This window comes from Azospirillum oryzae (assembly GCF_008364795.1).
Taxonomy (GTDB): domain Bacteria; phylum Pseudomonadota; class Alphaproteobacteria; order Azospirillales; family Azospirillaceae; genus Azospirillum; species Azospirillum oryzae.
On sequence record NZ_VTTM01000007.1, the window covers coordinates 35,454 to 51,537 of the forward strand.

Below are 16,084 nucleotides of genomic sequence, written 5' to 3' on the forward strand. Positions count from 1 at the left end.
CGTTCAGTTCACATCCGGAGTCGAGAAGGTTCAGCGATCAGAACCGTCCGCAGGTCCGTTTGTGGCGGCCACGTCCTGAGGCCCACCGCTCTCCAGCCGGCCGGCCCGCATCGGCACCGTCCGGCCGCCGCAGAGCGTCACCCAGAGATCGGCGGAATCGCCGGCCGCCACCGGACCGTCGCCGTCCATCCGGCGGACTTCTCCACCCTCCAGATCGAGTCCCGGCGCGCAGCAGGGCGACTCGCCGGCCGCCACAAGGGCACGGACCCGGCCATTCTCGATCCGGATGTCACGAAATCCGTCATGGACCCGCGCGTTCTTCAACCAGAACTTCCCATTGGCGGGGATGCGGGCGAGGCAACAGGTCGGGGCGTTCATGGAATTTACCCGTGTCCGGTCCGGCTATGTGCGACGCACTAAAACTGACACAAAATGGTAAAGCAAAACCAGCGGGAGCTTGGTCTTCCCGGGATTACCCGTCCCCCAGCGCCAGAAACTCCTGGAAATTGGCGCAGCGGCCGGCCTTGAAGGCGTCCTCATAGGCGGCGTTGCGGGCACGCTTGGCGGCGATCGCCTGCGTGAAGCGATGGCGCAACCCCTCGTTCCGGATACCCAATCCATCGTCGGCCAGCCGGTCCAGCAGATGGCGGTAGCAGCGCTCCGCCCGCTCGCCGCTGTCGGCGGAGAAGGTGATGGAGCCGGCGCGCTGGCGATATTCGTAGAAGGGCGTCGCCACCAGCGGCACCGGGCCGGTGGCGTCGAGCACCCGGACGTTGAAGACCACGTCGTCGCAGAAATTCACATCCTCGTCCCAGCCCGGCACCAGATCGCGCCGCACCAGCGGGAACATCGGCACGGAGGTCGCCAGGAACCGCTCGCCATCCAACAGGGCCGGGGCCTGTCCATCCTCGAACAGGCGCAGCAGCGGCGAATCGTCCTCGTCACGCACCACCGCGACATTGTCGAAAGCCGCGCCCCGCGCCAGCGCGATCGGAGCCAGCGCGGACAGCCGGCCGGGACGGAAACGGTCGTCGGCGTCCAGCGGCGCCACCAGCGCCAGCCGCGCAGCATCCAGCCCGGCATTGCGCGCGGCGGGCGCCCCGGCGCCGACCCGACCGGTGCTTGCGAAGACCAGCCGCGAATCGTCGATCCCGGCGGCCCGCAGCGTCGGGCGGTAATCGGTGCCGTCGTCGCTGACGATCACCGCCTCCCACGTCGTCCAATCCTGGTCCAGCAGGCTTTGCACCGCCCGGACTATGGTGCCGTGGGCATGGTGGGCGGCGATGATGACCGACACGCCCATTTCGTTCCCGCGCATTCCGCCGCATTCCCCATCCATTCGCGCGGCGGAGTTTGGCTGCGGGCGGCGAATGGCGTCAATGCCGCGCAATCATGCCGCCCGCCGCTCATGCCCGGTTTTGGAACCACCCCTTACCCGCCGGGGCGCCCCATGGTAGGAAAGGACATCGTGCCGCGCCAACCGGAAGGACGCCCGCGTGTTCGGTGAATGGAACAGTGGAACATCTCCGGAAAACTGTTTCACGCCGTTCCATTCGGCCGCGGCCCCACCCTTCGATTTTGGCCTGCCGGACGTTGAACATGAAGGCCGGACGGGCTATGTGGTGAAGCAGGCAAGGCGCATGCGGCAGCGGGACGGCAGCCGGGGGATTTCTCCGGCGGCGCATCCCGGTCCCGATACCCCGCTTCCGATACCAGGGAGAAGAACATCAATGGCGCAGGTCGGATACACCCGGTTCGACGACGAACCTGAAAAGGAACCGGACGAGAAGTCGAAGGAAAGCGCCCAGCCGCAGTTCGCCGCCGTGCAGCAGAGCCTGTACAAGGCGCGTACGGTCCTGATCTTCGGCCAGATCGACATGAAGCTGGCGCAGGTCGTGTCGGCCCAGCTGCTGGCGCTCGCGCATGAGAACGACGACGACATCACCGTCGTGGTCAACTCGCCGGGCGGCCATGTCGAGGCGGGCGACACCATCCACGACATGATCCGCTTCATCAAGCCGCGGGTGAAGATGCTGGGCACGGGCTGGGTCGCCAGCGCCGGCTGCCACATCTATCTGGCGGCGAAGAAGGAAGACCGTTTCTGCCTGCCCAACACCCGCTTCCTGATCCACCAGCCGCTGGGCGGAACGGGCGGCCGGGCGACGGACATCGCCATCGAGGCGAAGGAAATCATCCGCATGCGCGAGCGTCTGAACAGGATCATCGCGCGTGAGACCGGGCAGCCGTACGAAAAGGTCGCCAAGGACACCGATCGCAATTATTGGATGTTCGCCGAAGAGGCGAAGGACTACGGTATCGTCAGCCAGGTCATCAACACGATGGACGAGCTGAAGTAACGGTTCCACGATAGTCCAAAGAAATTGGGCCTTCCTCCAAATGAGAGGAAGGCCCAATTTCTTTTGGGCAATCGGAAACCCATCGGCCGGCAGGAGTGTTGATCCGCCACAACATCTCAATAAGATGGAGCCGACCGATGAAACGCTATCTTGTCCTGGGCTGCACTGCCGCGCTTCTCACCGCCACGCCGGCCCTGGCCGCGTCTTCGGACAACAGCGTGACCAAATCCAGCAACCCCACGGTCGCAGCAGTGGACGACAGCGTCGACCCGGCGCTGATGAAGATGCATGTCGACCAGTTGAAGGGTAAGGACATCTACGGCGCCAAGGGCGAGAACATGGCGGAGATCGAGGATGTCGTCCGCTATGACAACAAGCTCTATGCCGTGATCGACGTCGACCATACCGTCGACGTCAGCGACAAGGACGTCGTGCTGCCGCTGAACAAGCTGCATATGAAGGGCGACAAGGTCACCCTCAACATGACCGAGCAGCAGCTTCAGGGCCTGGAGAAGTGGCAGAAGGGCCGCTACGAGACCGTGAAGGGCAAGGGTCCGCTGAGCGAGCTGTCCCACTAAAACCGCGCGTGGAAAGAAGGGCGGCGGAGGGAAAGCCCTCCGCCGCCTTTTCCTTGGGCGGAGCGGTGTTTCCCTAGACCGATACGTCCAGCAGCGAGCCGCGCTGGCGATAGCCCTGGGCATTCACCCGGGCGGCGAGCGCGCCGGCAGTGGTGTCGACCGCCTGATTGTTCTGGGTGGCCGTGCGGGTATCGCGGGACTGGTCGGACTTTCCGATGGCCGGGGGCGCGGCCACCGTCTGGGTACGCACCGGCGGCGCCACCTGCTGCGCCGCCTGGACCGCCGGGGACATGGCGATCTGCGCCGCGGGCGTCAGCTGCGGCGTTGGCTTCAGCGTCTGGTAGGACGGTATGGCCGGGTTGAATTGCATTCCAAAAATATGCGCCTACCCGGCGCAGGTTTCAAGAAGCGCGGCCGTAGCCGTCATTCGGCCGGTTCCAGCGCTTCCGACGGGACGAGGCCATCACGGATGGCGAAACCGTAGCGCCCTTCCTCCAGGGCCGTCACATCGTAGTGCAGGGTCCTGGCGATGCTGTTGTCGGCGTTGAAGGTCAGGACGCGCGGCTTCAGCGCCGCGATCTCGGTCGGCTGGCAGTACCAGGATGCGGCGATGATCACCTCGTCGCCGGGCTGGCAGCTGCGCGCCGCCGAACCGTTCAGCACGCAGGCGCGCGACCCGCGCTCGCCATAGATCACATAGGTGCTGATGCGGGTGCCGGAATTCTTGTTCCAGATTTCGACGAACTCCAGCGGGACGATGCCCACCGCCTCGCAGTGCTCCGGGTCCAGGGTGATGGAGCCCTGATAGTTCAGATTGGCGTCCGTCACGCGGATGCCATGCAGCTTCGCCCGTACCACCTTGATCATCGCCCAGCCCCCCTGGAAAACGGTTCCGCCCGTCGCGCTCGTTTGTAGCGGCAATGATGGAAAGGGCAAGCAGAGTCTCGCTGCACCGCGGGATGTCTCAGGGAGTCTCCGGCAAGGCGGCCCCTGGCTGCGACGGGGTGGGAGAAGAGACGAGCGATGGCGCCTGTTTCGCCCTCTGCCGGCGGGTCCGCCGCCGCTCCAGAACCATCGCCATCGCCAGCAGCACGGCAATCCCCGCCAGATTGACCGCCAGCACCGTTACGGAGCTCCGCTCGGCCAGCAGCACGGCGGTGCCGGCGATGGACAGCACGACGCCGACGCAGAAGACCGGCAGCGAATGCCGGCCGCAGGCGATCAGCAGCCCGGCGGGGGCGGAGCGCAGCCACCCCGCATCGCGCGGCACCAGCAGCGCCACCGCACAGGCCAGCGCCAGGAAATGCAGAAGCCGCATCGGCCCCAGCGTGTCCTTGTCGGCCCAGGGAATGCTCTGCTCCGGCAGCCAGCCTTGCAGAGCCGTCGGCGTCAGCGCATGACCGATGTCCGATGCCGCGAACTTCCACAGCGCCATGCCGACCAGCAGCGTCAGCGACCCGGCCAACAGCCAGCCGGACCGCGGAAGCCGGACCCGGCCGCTGCGCACCACCAGCGCCAGGCTGGTGCCGAGAAAGAACACGCATTGCCAGGCCAGCGGGCTGAAGTTCCAGTCCTCGTCCCACAGGTTGGGGGGAATCAGTCCGGGCATTGCCTGCGCGACCAGATAGAGCACCAGCGACAACGCCACCGCCGCATAGCCGAAGCGGGCATAGGTCCACAGGAACAGCGGCGCCAGCGCCACCAACAGGATGTAAAGCGCCAGGATGTCGAAGGCGAAGGGCAGATACATCAGCACCAGATGCCACGCCATCGCGGTCACCGGGGTGTCGAACAGCGGCCCGAAGCTCTCCAGCCGGTTCGACGCCTCCATCGGCAGGTCGCCGACATGGACGGCGAGCGCCACGACCAGCGCGCTGACCAGCAAGGTCATGATGTTGGCCGTCCACAGCTGTCGGCAGCGGCCGAGCGCCTTGCGCTGGCAGGCGGCGAACCCGCGTTCCGCCAGCACCGGACCATAGGCCAGCGCGATGGCATAGCCGGAGATGAAGACGAAGATCTCGGCGGAATCGGATGGGCCGAAACGGGCGGGCATCAGCTTTGCCAGCGGGTTCCCGCCGACATGGTTGATGAAGATGATCAGAAGGGCCACGCCCTTGAATAGATCGAGACGTGCGTCGCGTGCCTGACGTTGCTGCATGCAGCCGTGCCTCTCCTGCTGTGGCGGGCTCCCCGGCGGGGCGGATGCCGCCCTGAGGGGGGGTCAGCAGACGAATCGCGGTGGCGCCGGACCACCGAAGGTTCGGCACCGCCACGGCGGATGTAGCCCACCATGGACATTTTCGCCGGCCGGGTGTCCAACGCGATGGGGGAATCCTTCCAACGCGGCGCCTGAGGGAAAAAGCGTTAAGCCCTTCTCATGGGGGCTGTGGCAACCACCCCGTTATCGGGCGGGCGCAAGGTTAGTCCGGCCACGCTTCAGGCATGCTTGCTCTCCGCCTGGACGGCACGCGGGCGACCGCGCAGCCGTTCGGTCATGCCCGGTCACATGGAGCAGATCGCCCTCACGGAGGAGCGGATGGCCTCGATCCGGCCGATGAACTCCGACAGAGGGGCAACGGCGCGGCTTTCCACCGGTGCGGCGGTCAATTCCGGGGGCGGCGGGGCGGGGCGACGGGTATTGCGGTCCCCGGCTGCATTTCCGATGGGCCTTGCGCGGTTCAACACCCCGCCGACCGATCTGCTCCCTGTCCATCGGGTCATTTGCCGCCGGAAACTTCGCCGTGCCAGGGAACAACCCGCCATGCCGGTTATTGGACAGCATGCAGAGACGGCAGAATCACCAACTCCAGATCACTGGCTCCAGATCACCGACTCCGGAACCCGCGAGGCCGCGCAATGGCGACAGACAGCGTTCCCTTCGTTCCCTACTGCGGTGTCCCGCCGGTACCGGGTGAGCTGTCGACCGCCTGGAACGGCGATCCGGTGCTGCTGGGCGCCTTTGCCCTGGCCGCGACCGGATTGACGGTGTTGGTGCGCCGGCCGGCTGGCCACGGCGGACATGCCCGTCATCGGTCCATCTGTCTGGCCGCCGGCTGGCTGGTTCTGGGCATCGCCTTCGTCTCCCCGTTGTGCAGCCTGACCTCCGCCCTGTTCTCCGCCCGCGTGGCCCAGCATCTGCTGACCATCCAGGTCGCGGCGCCGCTGTTCGTGCTCGGCTGGCCGGCCGGGACGGTGCGGTGGCCGGAGCCAATGCGCAGGATGGCGAAACCCCTGGGCAAGCCGGAGTTGGCCTGGGGTCTGTTCGGCATCACGCTGTGGGTCTGGCATTTGCCGGGGCCGTACATGGCCGCGCTGGCGAACGGCGCCGTGCTGTGGCTGATGCACGGCACGCTGTTCGCCGGGGCGGTGGCGGCTTGGCGGACCGTCCTGGCCCCGACCGACACCGCCATGCGCCTGCGCAGCCTGCTGGCGGCCTTCGGCACCTCGGTCCATCTGGCGATGCTGGCGGCGCTGCTGATCTTCGCCGGAACGCCGCTGTTTCCATACCACCTGACGACCACCGCACCCTGGGGCCTGTCGCCGCTGGCCGACCAGCAACTGGGCGGCCTGATCATGGGGGTCGTCGGCGCGCTGGCCTATGTCGCGCTGGTGCTGGCCGGCTCGGCACGCTGGCTGCGCCAGCGAGAGGACGGTCAGGGGGACGACGGACAACTCTCCAGCGGAAAGGCCGGTTGAGGGCATGTGGCGGACCCTGAAGACACTCGCCATCGCAGGCGTGGCGGCCGGGATCGGCGGGCTCCTGTTCGCCTGGTCCGGCCTGTACAGCGTGGCGGCGAGCAAGGCGCACTGGACGCCGGTCGAGATGTTTTTCGAAATGGCGATGCGCCGTTCGGTAGAGACGCATGCCGCATCCGTCGGCGAGCCGCCCGACCTGAATGACCCGGCACTGGTCCGCCGCGGCGCCGGCCATTACGAGGACGGCTGCGCACCCTGCCACGGCGCCCCCGACACGCCGCGCAACCCGATCTCCCGCCATATGATGCCGGAGCCGCCCTATCTGCCCGACAAGGTGGCGGAGTGGAAGCCGCGGGAGTTGTATTGGATCACGCTGCACGGCATCAAATATGCCGGCATGCCGGCTTGGCCGGCCCAGCAGCGCAAGGACGAACCCTGGGCGGTTACCGCCTTTCTCCTGCAGCTCAAAGGGATGAGCGCGGAAGAATATCACGGCCTCGCTTTCGGTCGGACGCGGGCCGACGACCATGCCCGGGTCACCGAGCTGACCGGCCCAACCAGTGGTCCGATGAGCGGAGGTTTGGCGGAGACCCTGCGGGACTGCGCCCGCTGCCATGGCCATGACGGAAACGGCGACAGCATCGGCGCCTTCCCGCGGATCGCCGGACAGTCGGCGGAATATCTGCGGGAAACGCTGCAGGCCTACGCCGACGGCAACCGCTTCAGCGGCATCATGCAGCCGGTGGCGGCCGGATTGGACGATGACGCGATCCGCGCATTGGCCGGGCATTACGCGGCACAAAAGCCAGCAACGGCAACGGTTAAGACCGCCGATCCCGCACCGGAACTGCTTGAGTCGGGCCGGCGGATCGCGGCGTCGGGTGCCCCGGACGACGGCGTCGCCGCCTGTTCCGGCTGCCATGGGGGAACGGCAGGCGACACCCGGCATGCCCGCGATCCCCGGTATCCGTCCCTGGACGGACAGCATGCGTCTTACCTCGCCGCTCAGTTGCGGCTGTGGCGCGACGGGGCGCGGGGCAACACGGCGCTGTCCCGAATCATGGAGGCCGCCGTCCGCCGCATGACCGACGAACAGATCGATGCAGTGGCGGAGTATTACTCCCGCCGCGCCCCCGAACGCGCCATGGTGAAGGGCGACGACGGAAAATCCTGAAGGGACGTCAGGGAACAAGAAGGCCCGCTGCTGATTGTTCATCACATGACCCAGCTGTCGCTTGCCGTGCGGCAGGACAGTACAGGCCGCACCGGGCGGCGGGTCGCCAACATCGAATCGTAATCGAGAAGGATGGCAACCATGCGTGGGATTTCGAAGATCGTCATGACCGCCACCGCGGCCGGCGCCCTGTTCGCCCTCAGCGCCTGCGGCAGCACCGATACCTCGCGGACGGCGACGGGTGCGGGCACCGGTGCCGTGGCCGGCGCCGTCGTCGGCGGCCCGGTCGGCGCGGTGGTGGGCGGCGTCGGCGGTGCGGTCGCCGGCAACAGCATGGACGAAAGCCTGAGCAAGAAGACCGACCGCGTGACCGACCGCGCCACCCGCGAAGTCCGCGAGGAGGTGTCGGACGATTCGTCCTCCAAGCGCTCGTCCTCCCGTCACGGCATGGCCTCGACCACCAGCATGAGCCATGAGCAGGTGCGCGAGATCCAGCAGGCGCTGAATGACCGCAACGACGGCCGCGACATCACCGTCGACGGCGTCTGGGGCGCCAACACCCGCAGCGCCCTGATGAAGTTCCAGCGCGACAACGGTCTGCGCGCCACCGGCCGCGCCGACCAGCAGACCATGGCTGCGCTGAACCTGAGCGGCAACACCACGGGCACGTCCGGCAGCACCAGCGGGACCAGCAACACCAACAACATGGGCAACACCGGCACCCCGCGGGGCAACGCAATGCCCAGTGACACCCCGCAGAACCAGACCACCCCGCAGGGCTCGATGGGTCAGACCGGCACCAGGAACTAACCCCGGCTTGACAGCTGACTGAAGGCCGATCCCCTACGCCGGTTCCGGGACATCGCGACGGCACCTCAAGCCGCCGTGGCGTCCGGGAACCGGCGTAGTTCGTTTGACGCGCCTTTCAGCCGCAGGCGGGGACCATCAGGGCGGGCATGCCGACCCACAGGATCGCCACCAGCGCCGCACCCGATCCGGCAATGGCGAACCAGCGGGCGAAGCGGCGCGGGTCGGCGGCGCCGACATGCTTCCCCGGCCCGGCGCCGCACCACGCCTTCACCAGCAGGACTGCGACCCAGCCCAGGGCGAGCAGCGTCGCGATGCCGATCAGCGCCACGGACATTGGAAAGCCCAACAGTTGCGCGTCCTCCGCCCTGCGGGCACAGACCATCCCGTTGATGCCGTAGACCACGCCGAAATGCGCCGCCCAGATCAGGAAGGGCGCCAGCATCCCGATGAAGAAGCCTGGAAAGCTGCGGCTTGCCATGGCGCTCCTCCCTCAGATCGCCAGACGGGGGAACAGGTGCAGAAGCAGCAGGGCGGTTCCACCCTGTGCCGCGCTGTACCATCCCATCAGCATGGTGTTGTCGAAGGTCACCCGCCGCTCCGAATGCAGCAGCCCGGCGGCGGAGCGCGCCAGCGTATAGCCCAGCATCAGCGTCATCACCGCGACATGGAATCCCTGCCACGCCACCAGCATATAGGTGATGGCGCCATAGGCGCTGGCCGCACCGACGAGGCCGGTCTGCATCTGCGCAGTGGCGTCCAGCAGGATGCCGCCGACCATCGCCGCCCAGGCCAGGATCAGGCCGATGCGGACGCGGCCGTGCCGGTTGCGGTCGACCGACTTGCGCGCCCATCCGATGGCCAACGCCGACAGTCCCCACAGCGCCAGCCCGCCGGCCAGCCAGGGCAGGCCGGGCAATCCGTCCCCATCCGTCGGCCAGACATCCGGGCTGACCGTCCACAGGAACAGATAGGTGAAGATCAGACAGGCGAAGGCGGTGCCGTCCACCAGCAGAAGCACCACCGTGCCCCACCAGCTATGGTTCTTCGGCCCCTGCACATAGACCGGCACGCGCCAGCCGCCGCCGACATCCTGCGGCGGGTGGTCCGCCCCCTTGTCGAGGCCCCACAGCCACCAGATCACCAGTCCGACCGCCAGCACCGCGGGGACCAGGGAGAAATAGTAGAACTTCAGCGTCAGGCAGATGAAATGGGTGGCGGTGAACAGCCCGGCCAGGAACGGCGCCCAATGCGGCCCCGGCAGCGGCATCAGATATTGCGGCTTCGCCTCGACCGGGCTGGTGACGATGGTCTCCCGCCTGTCGGTGGGCGCGCCGGGCAGGAAATGGGCGCCCTCGCGCACCTCGCGCGGCAGGTCGGGATTGTCCCACAGGGGATAAAGGCCGGTAACGTGCGGGATGCTGCGGACGGCGTAAAGCTCGTTGGGCAGCCATTCCAAGGTCCCGGCATCCCACGGGTTGTCGGACGCCTTCTCCCCCCAGCCCAGAGCGCTGCGCGCCATGTCGACCAGAACCAGCAGCACGCCCAGCGCCAGCACGAAGGCGCCCACCGTCGACACCATGTTCAGCAGGTTCCAGCCGAGATCGCCGGGATAGGTGTAGACCCGCCGCGGCATGCCCAGCAGGCCGCTGATGTGCATGGGGAAGAAGGCGACGTTGAAGCCGATGAACATCAGCCAGAAGGCCCAATTTCCCAACCGCTCCGACAGCAGCCGGCCGTTCAGCGTCGGCCACCAGTGGTAAAGCCCGGCGAAGACCGGGAACACCATGCCGCCGATTAGCACGTAATGCAGATGCGCAACGATGAAGTAGCTGTCATGGGCCTGCCAGTCGAAGGGCACCACCGCCACCATCACGCCGGTCAGCCCGCCCAGGACGAAGATGAACAGGAAGCCGAACAGGAAGCGGGTCGCCACCGTCCATTGTACCCGCCCAGCCCCCAGCGTGGCGATCCAGGCGAAGACCTGGATGCCGCTCGGCACCGCCACCGCCATGCTGGCGGCGGAGAAGAAGCTGAGCGACAGCGACGGGATGCCGGTGGCGAACATGTGGTGGACCCACAGCCCGAAACTGAAGAATCCCGTCCCGACCAGCGCCAGCACCACGAAATCGTGGCCGATCAGCGGACGGCGGGCCAGGGTCGGCACCATCATCGACACCAGCCCGGCGGCCGGCAGGAAGATGATGTAGACCTCCGGATGGCCGAAGAACCAGAACAGGTGCTGCCACAGCAGCGGGTCGCCGCCCTTGTCCGCGATGAAGAAGGGCCAGTGGAAGGCGCGTTCGATCTCCAGCAGCGCGGTGGCGACGATCACGGCGGGAAAGGCGAAGATGATCATCCCCGCCATCACCAGCATCGACCACGCATAGATCGGCAGCTTGTCCAGCGTCATGCCGGGCGGACGGGTGCGCAGGATGCCGACCACGATCTCGATGGCGCCGGCGATGGCCGAGATCTCGATGAAGCCGATGCCGAGCAGCCAGAAATCGGCGTTGATGCCCGGCGAATACTCGTAGCTGGTCAGAGGAGGATACATGAACCAGCCGCCGTCGGGCGCCGCACCGAAGATCAGCGAGCAGAAGAAGGATATGCCGCCGAAGAAATAGGCCCAGAAGGCGAAGGCCGACAGCCGGGGAAAGGGCAGGTCGCGCGCCGCCAGGAAGGAGGGCAGCAGAAAGACGCCGATGGCCTCGACGATCGGCACGGCGAACAGGAACATCATCCCGGTGCCGTGGACGGTGAAGAACTGGTTGTAGGTGTCGTGGTCGAGCAGGTCGTTGTCGGGCACCGCCAATTGCAGGCGCATCACCAGCGCCAGCACCCCGGCGATCAGGAAGAACAGCAGCGCCGTGGCAATGTACCAGACGCCAACCTTTGTATTGTTCACCGCGGTCAGCAGCGCGATCCCCCGCGGCAGCCGCCAGAGGCGGCGAAGCCTCTCCTCCTCCCCCTCCGGGCGGGGGACGGGGCTGGGAGTTGGCCTGCCGTCGGAGAACTCGTCGCGGGGCTCGTCGCTGCGCAGCGTCATTTCAGACTCTCCAGCCAGGCGGCCATGGCGTCTAGGGTCTCGCCGTCCATCACGTCGAAGGACGGCATGCGATTCTCGGGCTTGATGTGCTGGGCGCCCTGGATCCAGGCGGCGAGGGTCTCCACCCGTGTCGGCAGCGTCCCGGCGGCGAGCGACGGCCGAGCGCCGACGCGGCTCAGGTCCGGACCGACCAGCCCCGCCGCCTCCGTCCCGCGGACCGCGTGGCAGGACTGGCAGCCGAAGGAGAAGAAGGCGTCACGGCCACGCGCAAGCTGCGGCGTTACCGGCTCCGGCGCCGGGCGCCGCTGCGCCGTCATCCAGTCGTCGAACTCGTCCGCCGGCAGGACCCGGATGTCGAAGGCCATCAGCGCATGCTGCGCCCCGCAAAATTCGGCACATTGGCCGCGATAGAGCCCCGGCCGCTGCGCCACGATCGGCAGCCGGTTCACATGGCCGGGGATCATGTCGATCTTGCCGGCGAGGCTCGGCGCCCAGAAGCTGTGGATGACGTCGGCGCTGGCGACCCGCAGTTCCACCTGCCGCCCAACCGGCAGCACGAGTTCGTTGGCCCCGCGCAGCGGCTCCTGCCCCTCCACATGATAGCGGACGTCCCACCACCACATGTAGCCGGTGACCTCGACCACCAGTTCCGGTTCCGGCGTCAGGGTCGCCAACCGGCGGGCAAGGGCGAATTCATGGAGTTGGAGGGCCGTCAACGTGACGAGCGGGAACAGGATGCCGCCGCCGATCACCCAGGCGCGGCGGCCGGGAAACCGCTCCGGCCGGATCAGCGCGGCATAGAGCGCCAGCGCCATCACCAGCACAAAAATCACCCCGGCGCCAATGAACAGGATCCAGGTGGTGGCCAGGATTTCCCGCGCGCTGACGCCGGCGGCATCCAGCGCCGACTGCCGCCCCTCGCATCCGGCCAGAGCGAATCCGGAAAGGGCAAGCGCCGCAATGGGCAAGCCGGGCCGCAGAAAGGCTCTCTCAGTTCGCCGGTTCGCCCGGTTCATGTCCCTCGCCTCCCCGTCGCCGGTCCACGCCCATTTCCCCCTCGGGGTCAACACAGCCGAGGCTCGACGGTTTCGTGGGCAATCCGAAGTTCCCGGACGAAATCACGAAACCTGTGCGTGGCCGTAAGCGTTGAAGGGGGAAATACGGCTCCGGCAATCGCGGCGGGGTTGGAAAGGGTGCTTGAGGAGACGATGCATGACCGTCGACACAGGCCGGGCGGAGGCGACGTTGCCGGACAGGCCCGTCTACGAGGACAATCGCTCCTTCCTCGTCGGATTGGCGCGCGCCTTTGCCGGGGCGCTGATCTTTTCGCTGCCGATGCTGATGACGATGGAGATGTGGTGGATCGGCTTCACCATGGCCTCCTGGCGGCTGGTCCTGCTGCTGGTGCTGCTGATCCCGCTGCTGGTCGGGCTGTCGGTGGTCAGCGGCTTCAAATCCACCGCCAGCCTGCGCGACGACATCGCCGACGCCTTCGTCGCCATCGCCGTGGCGGTGGTGATGTCGGTCGTCATCCTTGGCATCTTCAAGGTGCTGTCCGTCGACATGCCGGCGCGCGAGGTGATCGGCAAGATCGCGCTGCAGAGCTTCCCCGCCGCCATCGGCGCCATGCTGGCCCGCGACCAGCTGGGCGAGAAGAGCAGCGAGAGCATGCAGCGTCAGACCGCGATGAGCTATCCGCAGGAGCTGTTCCTGATGGGGGTGGGCGCGCTGTTCCTCGGCCTCAACGTCGCCCCGACGGAGGAGATGGTGCTGCTGTCCTACATGATGGATCCGTGGCGGGAGATCGCGTTGCTGCTGCTGTCGCTGGTGCTGATGCATGCCTTCGTCTACGCCGTGGAGTTCCCCGGCGGGGCGAAGCCGCCGGGCGGCGTCGGGTTCTGGAGCCTGTTCCTGCGCTTCACCGTCGTCGGCTATGTGATCGTGCTGGCGATCTGCCTTTACCTGCTGTGGACCTTCGGCCGGACCGACGGCACCGGTTTGGCGGAGATCATCAGCGCCACCGTGGTCCTGGGCTTCCCCTGCGCCATCGGCGCGGCGGCGGCCCGCCTGATCCTGTGACCCTGATCCTGTGAAGGGGGAGAGAGGCCGATGGCGACGACCGGCGACGATCCGCGGGTGAACGAAGGGTCACGGGCAAATGACGGGGCGGAGCATGCACCGCCGACCTCCCCCCTCGAATGGGTGGCGGCGGGGCTCGGCGCGCTGCTGATCGCCGCGATGATCGTCTACATGGTGCAATACGCCCTTAAGGAGCACAGTTCGGTCCCCGGCGAGATGGACGTGACCGTGATGGAATCCAGGACCGGCGGCTTGGGCCACACCGTGCGTTTCCAGATCCGCAACCGGACCGCCGCGACCGCCGCAACGCTGATCGTTCGTGGAGAGCTGCGGTCGGGCGACCAAGTGGTGGAGACGGCGGAGGCGCAGTTCGACTATCTGCCGCCCTATTCCGAACGCTTCGGCGGCCTGATCTTCCAGAACGACCCGGCCCGCTACGAGTTGCGGATCGTCCCCACCGGCTACAGCGAACCCTGACGGACAGCCAGGCCGCTCAGTCGCGCCCCCAAAGCCCCCGCTCGCCCAGATCCTCGCCGCGCTGCCGCTCCAGCGCCTGGGAATAGCGGCGGAGCGCGAAGGACTCCGTTACATAGCCGATGATCCGTCGGTCGGTGGGCGAGGACAGAACCGGCAGGGCCTCCACCTCCTCGCTGCCGAAGCGGTTCAGCACGGTGCGGGCGTCGTCGCCGGGCATCAGGACCGCGTCGGCCTTGCAGGCCAGCGATCCGACCCGTGTCTCGGTCGCAGCCGCGTCCTGGTCCGGGTCGTGGATCATCGACATGTCGACCATTCCGGCATAGCGCCCCATCTCGTCCACCGCAAAGACCGCCTTGGTTGACCCCAGCGGGTAGAGGCGGCGCAGCGCCTCCACCGTCAGTGTGGCCGGCACCGTCTTGGCGTCGCGGCGCATCAGCCGGAAGGCCGTCAGTTCCGACAGCCAGCCGATGTCGTAGGCGCCGCGGATCGGCACGCCGCGCAGGTGGAAGCGCCAAGTGGCAAAGGAGTAGCCGAAAGCCTGACGCACCACGGTCGTCGACAGCACCACCCCGATCAGCACGCCCGACGCCGCCCACAGATCCTGCGTCGTCTCCAGCACCAGCAGCACCATGGTGACCGGCGCGCCGACGATGCCGGCGGCGACCGATCCCATGCCGACCAGCAGCAGCAGGCCGCTGTCGATCCCCAGCCCCGGCAGGAAGGCGGAGGTCGTCTGCCCCAGCAGGCCGCCGAACAGCCCGCCGATGAACAGCGAGGCGCTAAACAGGCCGCCGCGGAAGCCCGAGCCCAGCGACAACGCCGATGCCAGGATTTTCGCCACCAGAGTCAAGGCCAGCGCCAGCGCGCCACCCGCCAGCTCCGGCGGGACGGCGCCGGGGCCGCTGCCCATCACCGCCGGCACGGCCAGTGCCAGCGCGCCCACCATCACCCCGCCGATGGCCGGCCTCATCCAACGCGGGACCGGCAGCCGGTTGAATCCGCGCTCCGCCACCGTCACCGCCTGCATGGCGAGGATGCTGAGCCAGCCGGCCAGGAAGCCGACCACGCCGCAGGCGGCATAATCCCAACTGGCGATCTCAACCGGGCGGCCGAGCGCCAGCGGCACCTCGCCGCCCGTCAGCAGGGCCGATGCCGCCACCGCCATCGCCGCCGCCGCCCCGACCGGGGCCAGCACCGCCAGCGTATAGCCGCCCAGCACCAGTTCGAAGGCGTAGAAGGCGCCGGCCAACGGCGCGTGGTAGGCCGCGGCGATGGCCGCCGCCGCCCCACAACCGACCATGGTGCGCAGATCGGCCCGGCGCAGCCGCAGCCGCTGGCCCAACGAAGACGCCAACCCGGCGCCGGCCTGGGTGTAGGCGGCCTCCATGCCGACCGACGCGCCGGAAGCGTTGGACAACGCCGTCGTCACCGTCAGCCGCAGGCTGTCGATCAGCGACATCTTGCCGCCATAGAGCGCGTTCGCCTCCACCGCGTCGACGATGGCGTTGGGGCGCCAGCGCCGCACCAGCGTCGACAGGATGCCCAGCAGCAGCCCGCCGGCGGCCGGTACACCCAGCGTCCGCAGCAGGTCGGGCGTGCCCTGCCCCAGCCGCTCTCCCTCCGGCAGGTCGAAGACCAGCGCCTGCATCAGCAGCACCGCTTCGTGGAGAAGACCGACCGCCAGCCCGACCACCCCGCCGAGCAGCGCGGCAAGCACCACCACCGCCAGCACGCTGTTGCGGACGCTCCAGCGGTCGGACACGGTTGTGGCCGCGGACGCATCGAGCGTCGCATAGGGATCGGTGCCGGCGCGGGCGTTGTCGCCCACACCGTCGAGGGAAGCCGAGTTGTCAGGCATGATCACGCT

The 16,084-nt window shown here is 67.7% G+C and carries 16 protein-coding genes; 7 read left to right on the forward strand and 9 right to left on the reverse strand.

All coding sequences use genetic code 11. From position 1 onward, the window contains the following. Nucleotides 1–30 precede the first annotated feature (30 nt). Together FZ938_RS19020 and FZ938_RS19025 are read right to left on the reverse strand one after the other, a co-directional pair. Nucleotides 31–378, reverse strand: a complete 348-nt coding sequence (locus FZ938_RS19020) for a hypothetical protein (protein WP_149200039.1) — start codon at nucleotides 376–378, stop codon at nucleotides 31–33. Nucleotides 379–472: 94 nt separating this feature from the next. Further along, nucleotides 473–1,318, reverse strand: a complete 846-nt coding sequence (locus FZ938_RS19025) for a glycosyltransferase family 2 protein (protein WP_246458040.1) — start codon at nucleotides 1,316–1,318, stop codon at nucleotides 473–475. Nucleotides 1,319–1,730: 412 nt separating this feature from the next. Between FZ938_RS19025 and FZ938_RS19030 the strand changes: the two genes are divergently transcribed. Continuing rightward, entirely contained in the window at nucleotides 1,731–2,357 is a 627-nt protein-coding gene (locus FZ938_RS19030) for an ATP-dependent Clp protease proteolytic subunit (protein WP_149200041.1), read from the forward strand. Nucleotides 2,358–2,494: 137 nt separating this feature from the next. After that, complete coding sequence (locus FZ938_RS19035; protein ID WP_149200042.1) at nucleotides 2,495–2,935, forward strand: PRC-barrel domain-containing protein; 441 nt, start codon at nucleotides 2,495–2,497, stop codon at nucleotides 2,933–2,935. 73 nt (nucleotides 2,936–3,008) lie between these two features. On the opposite strand, the gene FZ938_RS19040 is transcribed toward FZ938_RS19035, so the two are convergent. The 3 genes from FZ938_RS19040 to FZ938_RS19050 form a co-directional block, all read right to left on the reverse strand. Beyond that, complete coding sequence (locus tag FZ938_RS19040) at nucleotides 3,009–3,305, reverse strand: hypothetical protein (RefSeq protein WP_149200043.1); 297 nt, start codon at nucleotides 3,303–3,305, stop codon at nucleotides 3,009–3,011. Nucleotides 3,306–3,358: 53 nt separating this feature from the next. Continuing rightward, on the reverse strand, nucleotides 3,359–3,802 hold the full coding sequence (panD, locus tag FZ938_RS19045) for an aspartate 1-decarboxylase (protein WP_149200044.1): 444 nt from the start codon (nucleotides 3,800–3,802) through the stop codon (nucleotides 3,359–3,361). 97 nt (nucleotides 3,803–3,899) lie between these two features. Continuing rightward, complete coding sequence (locus FZ938_RS19050; protein WP_149200045.1) at nucleotides 3,900–5,093, reverse strand: OpgC family protein; 1,194 nt, start codon at nucleotides 5,091–5,093, stop codon at nucleotides 3,900–3,902. Nucleotides 5,094–5,791: 698 nt separating this feature from the next. Between FZ938_RS19050 and FZ938_RS19060 the strand changes: the two genes are divergently transcribed. The 3 genes from FZ938_RS19060 (at nucleotide 5,792) to FZ938_RS19070 (ending at nucleotide 8,615) form a co-directional block, all read left to right on the forward strand. Continuing rightward, nucleotides 5,792–6,631, forward strand: coding sequence for a cytochrome c oxidase assembly protein (locus tag FZ938_RS19060; RefSeq protein ID WP_149200047.1), 840 nt, complete (start codon nucleotides 5,792–5,794; stop codon nucleotides 6,629–6,631). A gap of 4 nt (nucleotides 6,632–6,635) precedes the next feature. Then, nucleotides 6,636–7,805 carry a c-type cytochrome gene (locus tag FZ938_RS19065; protein ID WP_149200048.1) on the forward strand — a complete coding sequence of 390 codons (1,170 nt, stop codon included), beginning with the start codon at nucleotides 6,636–6,638 and terminating at the stop codon, nucleotides 7,803–7,805. Nucleotides 7,806–7,946: 141 nt separating this feature from the next. Beyond that, nucleotides 7,947–8,615, forward strand: a complete 669-nt coding sequence (locus tag FZ938_RS19070) for a peptidoglycan-binding domain-containing protein (RefSeq protein WP_149200049.1) — start codon at nucleotides 7,947–7,949, stop codon at nucleotides 8,613–8,615. A gap of 115 nt (nucleotides 8,616–8,730) precedes the next feature. Here FZ938_RS19070 and FZ938_RS19075 read toward each other — a convergent pair whose 3' ends face one another. From FZ938_RS19075 to coxB, 3 genes are read right to left on the reverse strand one after another with little or no spacing between them, the layout of a single operon-like run. Next, nucleotides 8,731–9,093, reverse strand: a complete 363-nt coding sequence (locus FZ938_RS19075; RefSeq protein WP_149200050.1) for a hypothetical protein — start codon at nucleotides 9,091–9,093, stop codon at nucleotides 8,731–8,733. A 12-nt stretch (nucleotides 9,094–9,105) separates the two neighbouring features. Next, nucleotides 9,106–11,661: a cytochrome c oxidase subunit I gene (gene ctaD / locus FZ938_RS19080; RefSeq protein ID WP_149200051.1), complete on the reverse strand. Its 2,556-nt coding sequence runs from the start codon at nucleotides 11,659–11,661 to the stop codon at nucleotides 9,106–9,108. Continuing rightward, nucleotides 11,658–12,677 carry a cytochrome c oxidase subunit II gene (gene coxB / locus FZ938_RS19085; protein WP_149200052.1) on the reverse strand — a complete coding sequence of 340 codons (1,020 nt, stop codon included), beginning with the start codon at nucleotides 12,675–12,677 and terminating at the stop codon, nucleotides 11,658–11,660. Before coxB ends, ctaD begins: the two co-directional genes overlap by 4 nt. 196 nt (nucleotides 12,678–12,873) lie before the next feature. Between coxB and FZ938_RS19090 the strand changes: the two genes are divergently transcribed. Both FZ938_RS19090 and FZ938_RS19095 read left to right on the forward strand, forming a co-directional pair. Continuing rightward, nucleotides 12,874–13,740 carry a TIGR02587 family membrane protein gene (locus FZ938_RS19090; RefSeq protein WP_149200053.1) on the forward strand — a complete coding sequence of 289 codons (867 nt, stop codon included), beginning with the start codon at nucleotides 12,874–12,876 and terminating at the stop codon, nucleotides 13,738–13,740. A 30-nt stretch (nucleotides 13,741–13,770) separates the two neighbouring features. After that, on the forward strand, nucleotides 13,771–14,217 hold the full coding sequence (locus FZ938_RS19095) for a TIGR02588 family protein (protein ID WP_149200054.1): 447 nt from the start codon (nucleotides 13,771–13,773) through the stop codon (nucleotides 14,215–14,217). A gap of 16 nt (nucleotides 14,218–14,233) precedes the next feature. Here the strand turns inward: FZ938_RS19095 and FZ938_RS19100 are convergent, their stop codons facing one another. Next, complete coding sequence (locus tag FZ938_RS19100; RefSeq protein WP_149200055.1) at nucleotides 14,234–16,075, reverse strand: chloride channel protein; 1,842 nt, start codon at nucleotides 16,073–16,075, stop codon at nucleotides 14,234–14,236. Nucleotides 16,076–16,084: the final 9 nt, after the last annotated feature.

Excerpts from the sequence above, each read along its gene's own strand:
- FZ938_RS19020 (WP_149200039.1), bottom strand. The coding sequence starts at position 378 with ATGAACGCCCCGACCTGTTGCCTCGCCCGCATCCCCGCCAATGGGAAG.
- FZ938_RS19025 (WP_246458040.1), bottom strand. The coding sequence starts at position 1,318 with ATGCGCGGGAACGAAATGGGCGTGTCGGTCATCATCGCCGCCCACCAT.
- FZ938_RS19030 (WP_149200041.1), top strand. The coding sequence starts at position 1,731 with ATGGCGCAGGTCGGATACACCCGGTTCGACGACGAACCTGAAAAGGAA.
- FZ938_RS19035 (WP_149200042.1), top strand. The coding sequence starts at position 2,495 with ATGAAACGCTATCTTGTCCTGGGCTGCACTGCCGCGCTTCTCACCGCC.
- FZ938_RS19040 (WP_149200043.1), bottom strand. The coding sequence starts at position 3,305 with ATGCAATTCAACCCGGCCATACCGTCCTACCAGACGCTGAAGCCAACG.
- panD (WP_149200044.1), bottom strand. The coding sequence starts at position 3,802 with ATGATCAAGGTGGTACGGGCGAAGCTGCATGGCATCCGCGTGACGGAC.
- FZ938_RS19050 (WP_149200045.1), bottom strand. The coding sequence starts at position 5,093 with ATGCAGCAACGTCAGGCACGCGACGCACGTCTCGATCTATTCAAGGGC.
- FZ938_RS19060 (WP_149200047.1), top strand. The coding sequence starts at position 5,792 with ATGGCGACAGACAGCGTTCCCTTCGTTCCCTACTGCGGTGTCCCGCCG.
- FZ938_RS19065 (WP_149200048.1), top strand. The coding sequence starts at position 6,636 with ATGTGGCGGACCCTGAAGACACTCGCCATCGCAGGCGTGGCGGCCGGG.
- FZ938_RS19070 (WP_149200049.1), top strand. The coding sequence starts at position 7,947 with ATGCGTGGGATTTCGAAGATCGTCATGACCGCCACCGCGGCCGGCGCC.
- FZ938_RS19075 (WP_149200050.1), bottom strand. The coding sequence starts at position 9,093 with ATGGCAAGCCGCAGCTTTCCAGGCTTCTTCATCGGGATGCTGGCGCCC.
- ctaD (WP_149200051.1), bottom strand. The coding sequence starts at position 11,661 with ATGACGCTGCGCAGCGACGAGCCCCGCGACGAGTTCTCCGACGGCAGG.
- coxB (WP_149200052.1), bottom strand. The coding sequence starts at position 12,677 with ATGAACCGGGCGAACCGGCGAACTGAGAGAGCCTTTCTGCGGCCCGGC.
- FZ938_RS19090 (WP_149200053.1), top strand. The coding sequence starts at position 12,874 with ATGACCGTCGACACAGGCCGGGCGGAGGCGACGTTGCCGGACAGGCCC.
- FZ938_RS19095 (WP_149200054.1), top strand. The coding sequence starts at position 13,771 with ATGGCGACGACCGGCGACGATCCGCGGGTGAACGAAGGGTCACGGGCA.
- FZ938_RS19100 (WP_149200055.1), bottom strand. The coding sequence starts at position 16,075 with ATGCCTGACAACTCGGCTTCCCTCGACGGTGTGGGCGACAACGCCCGC.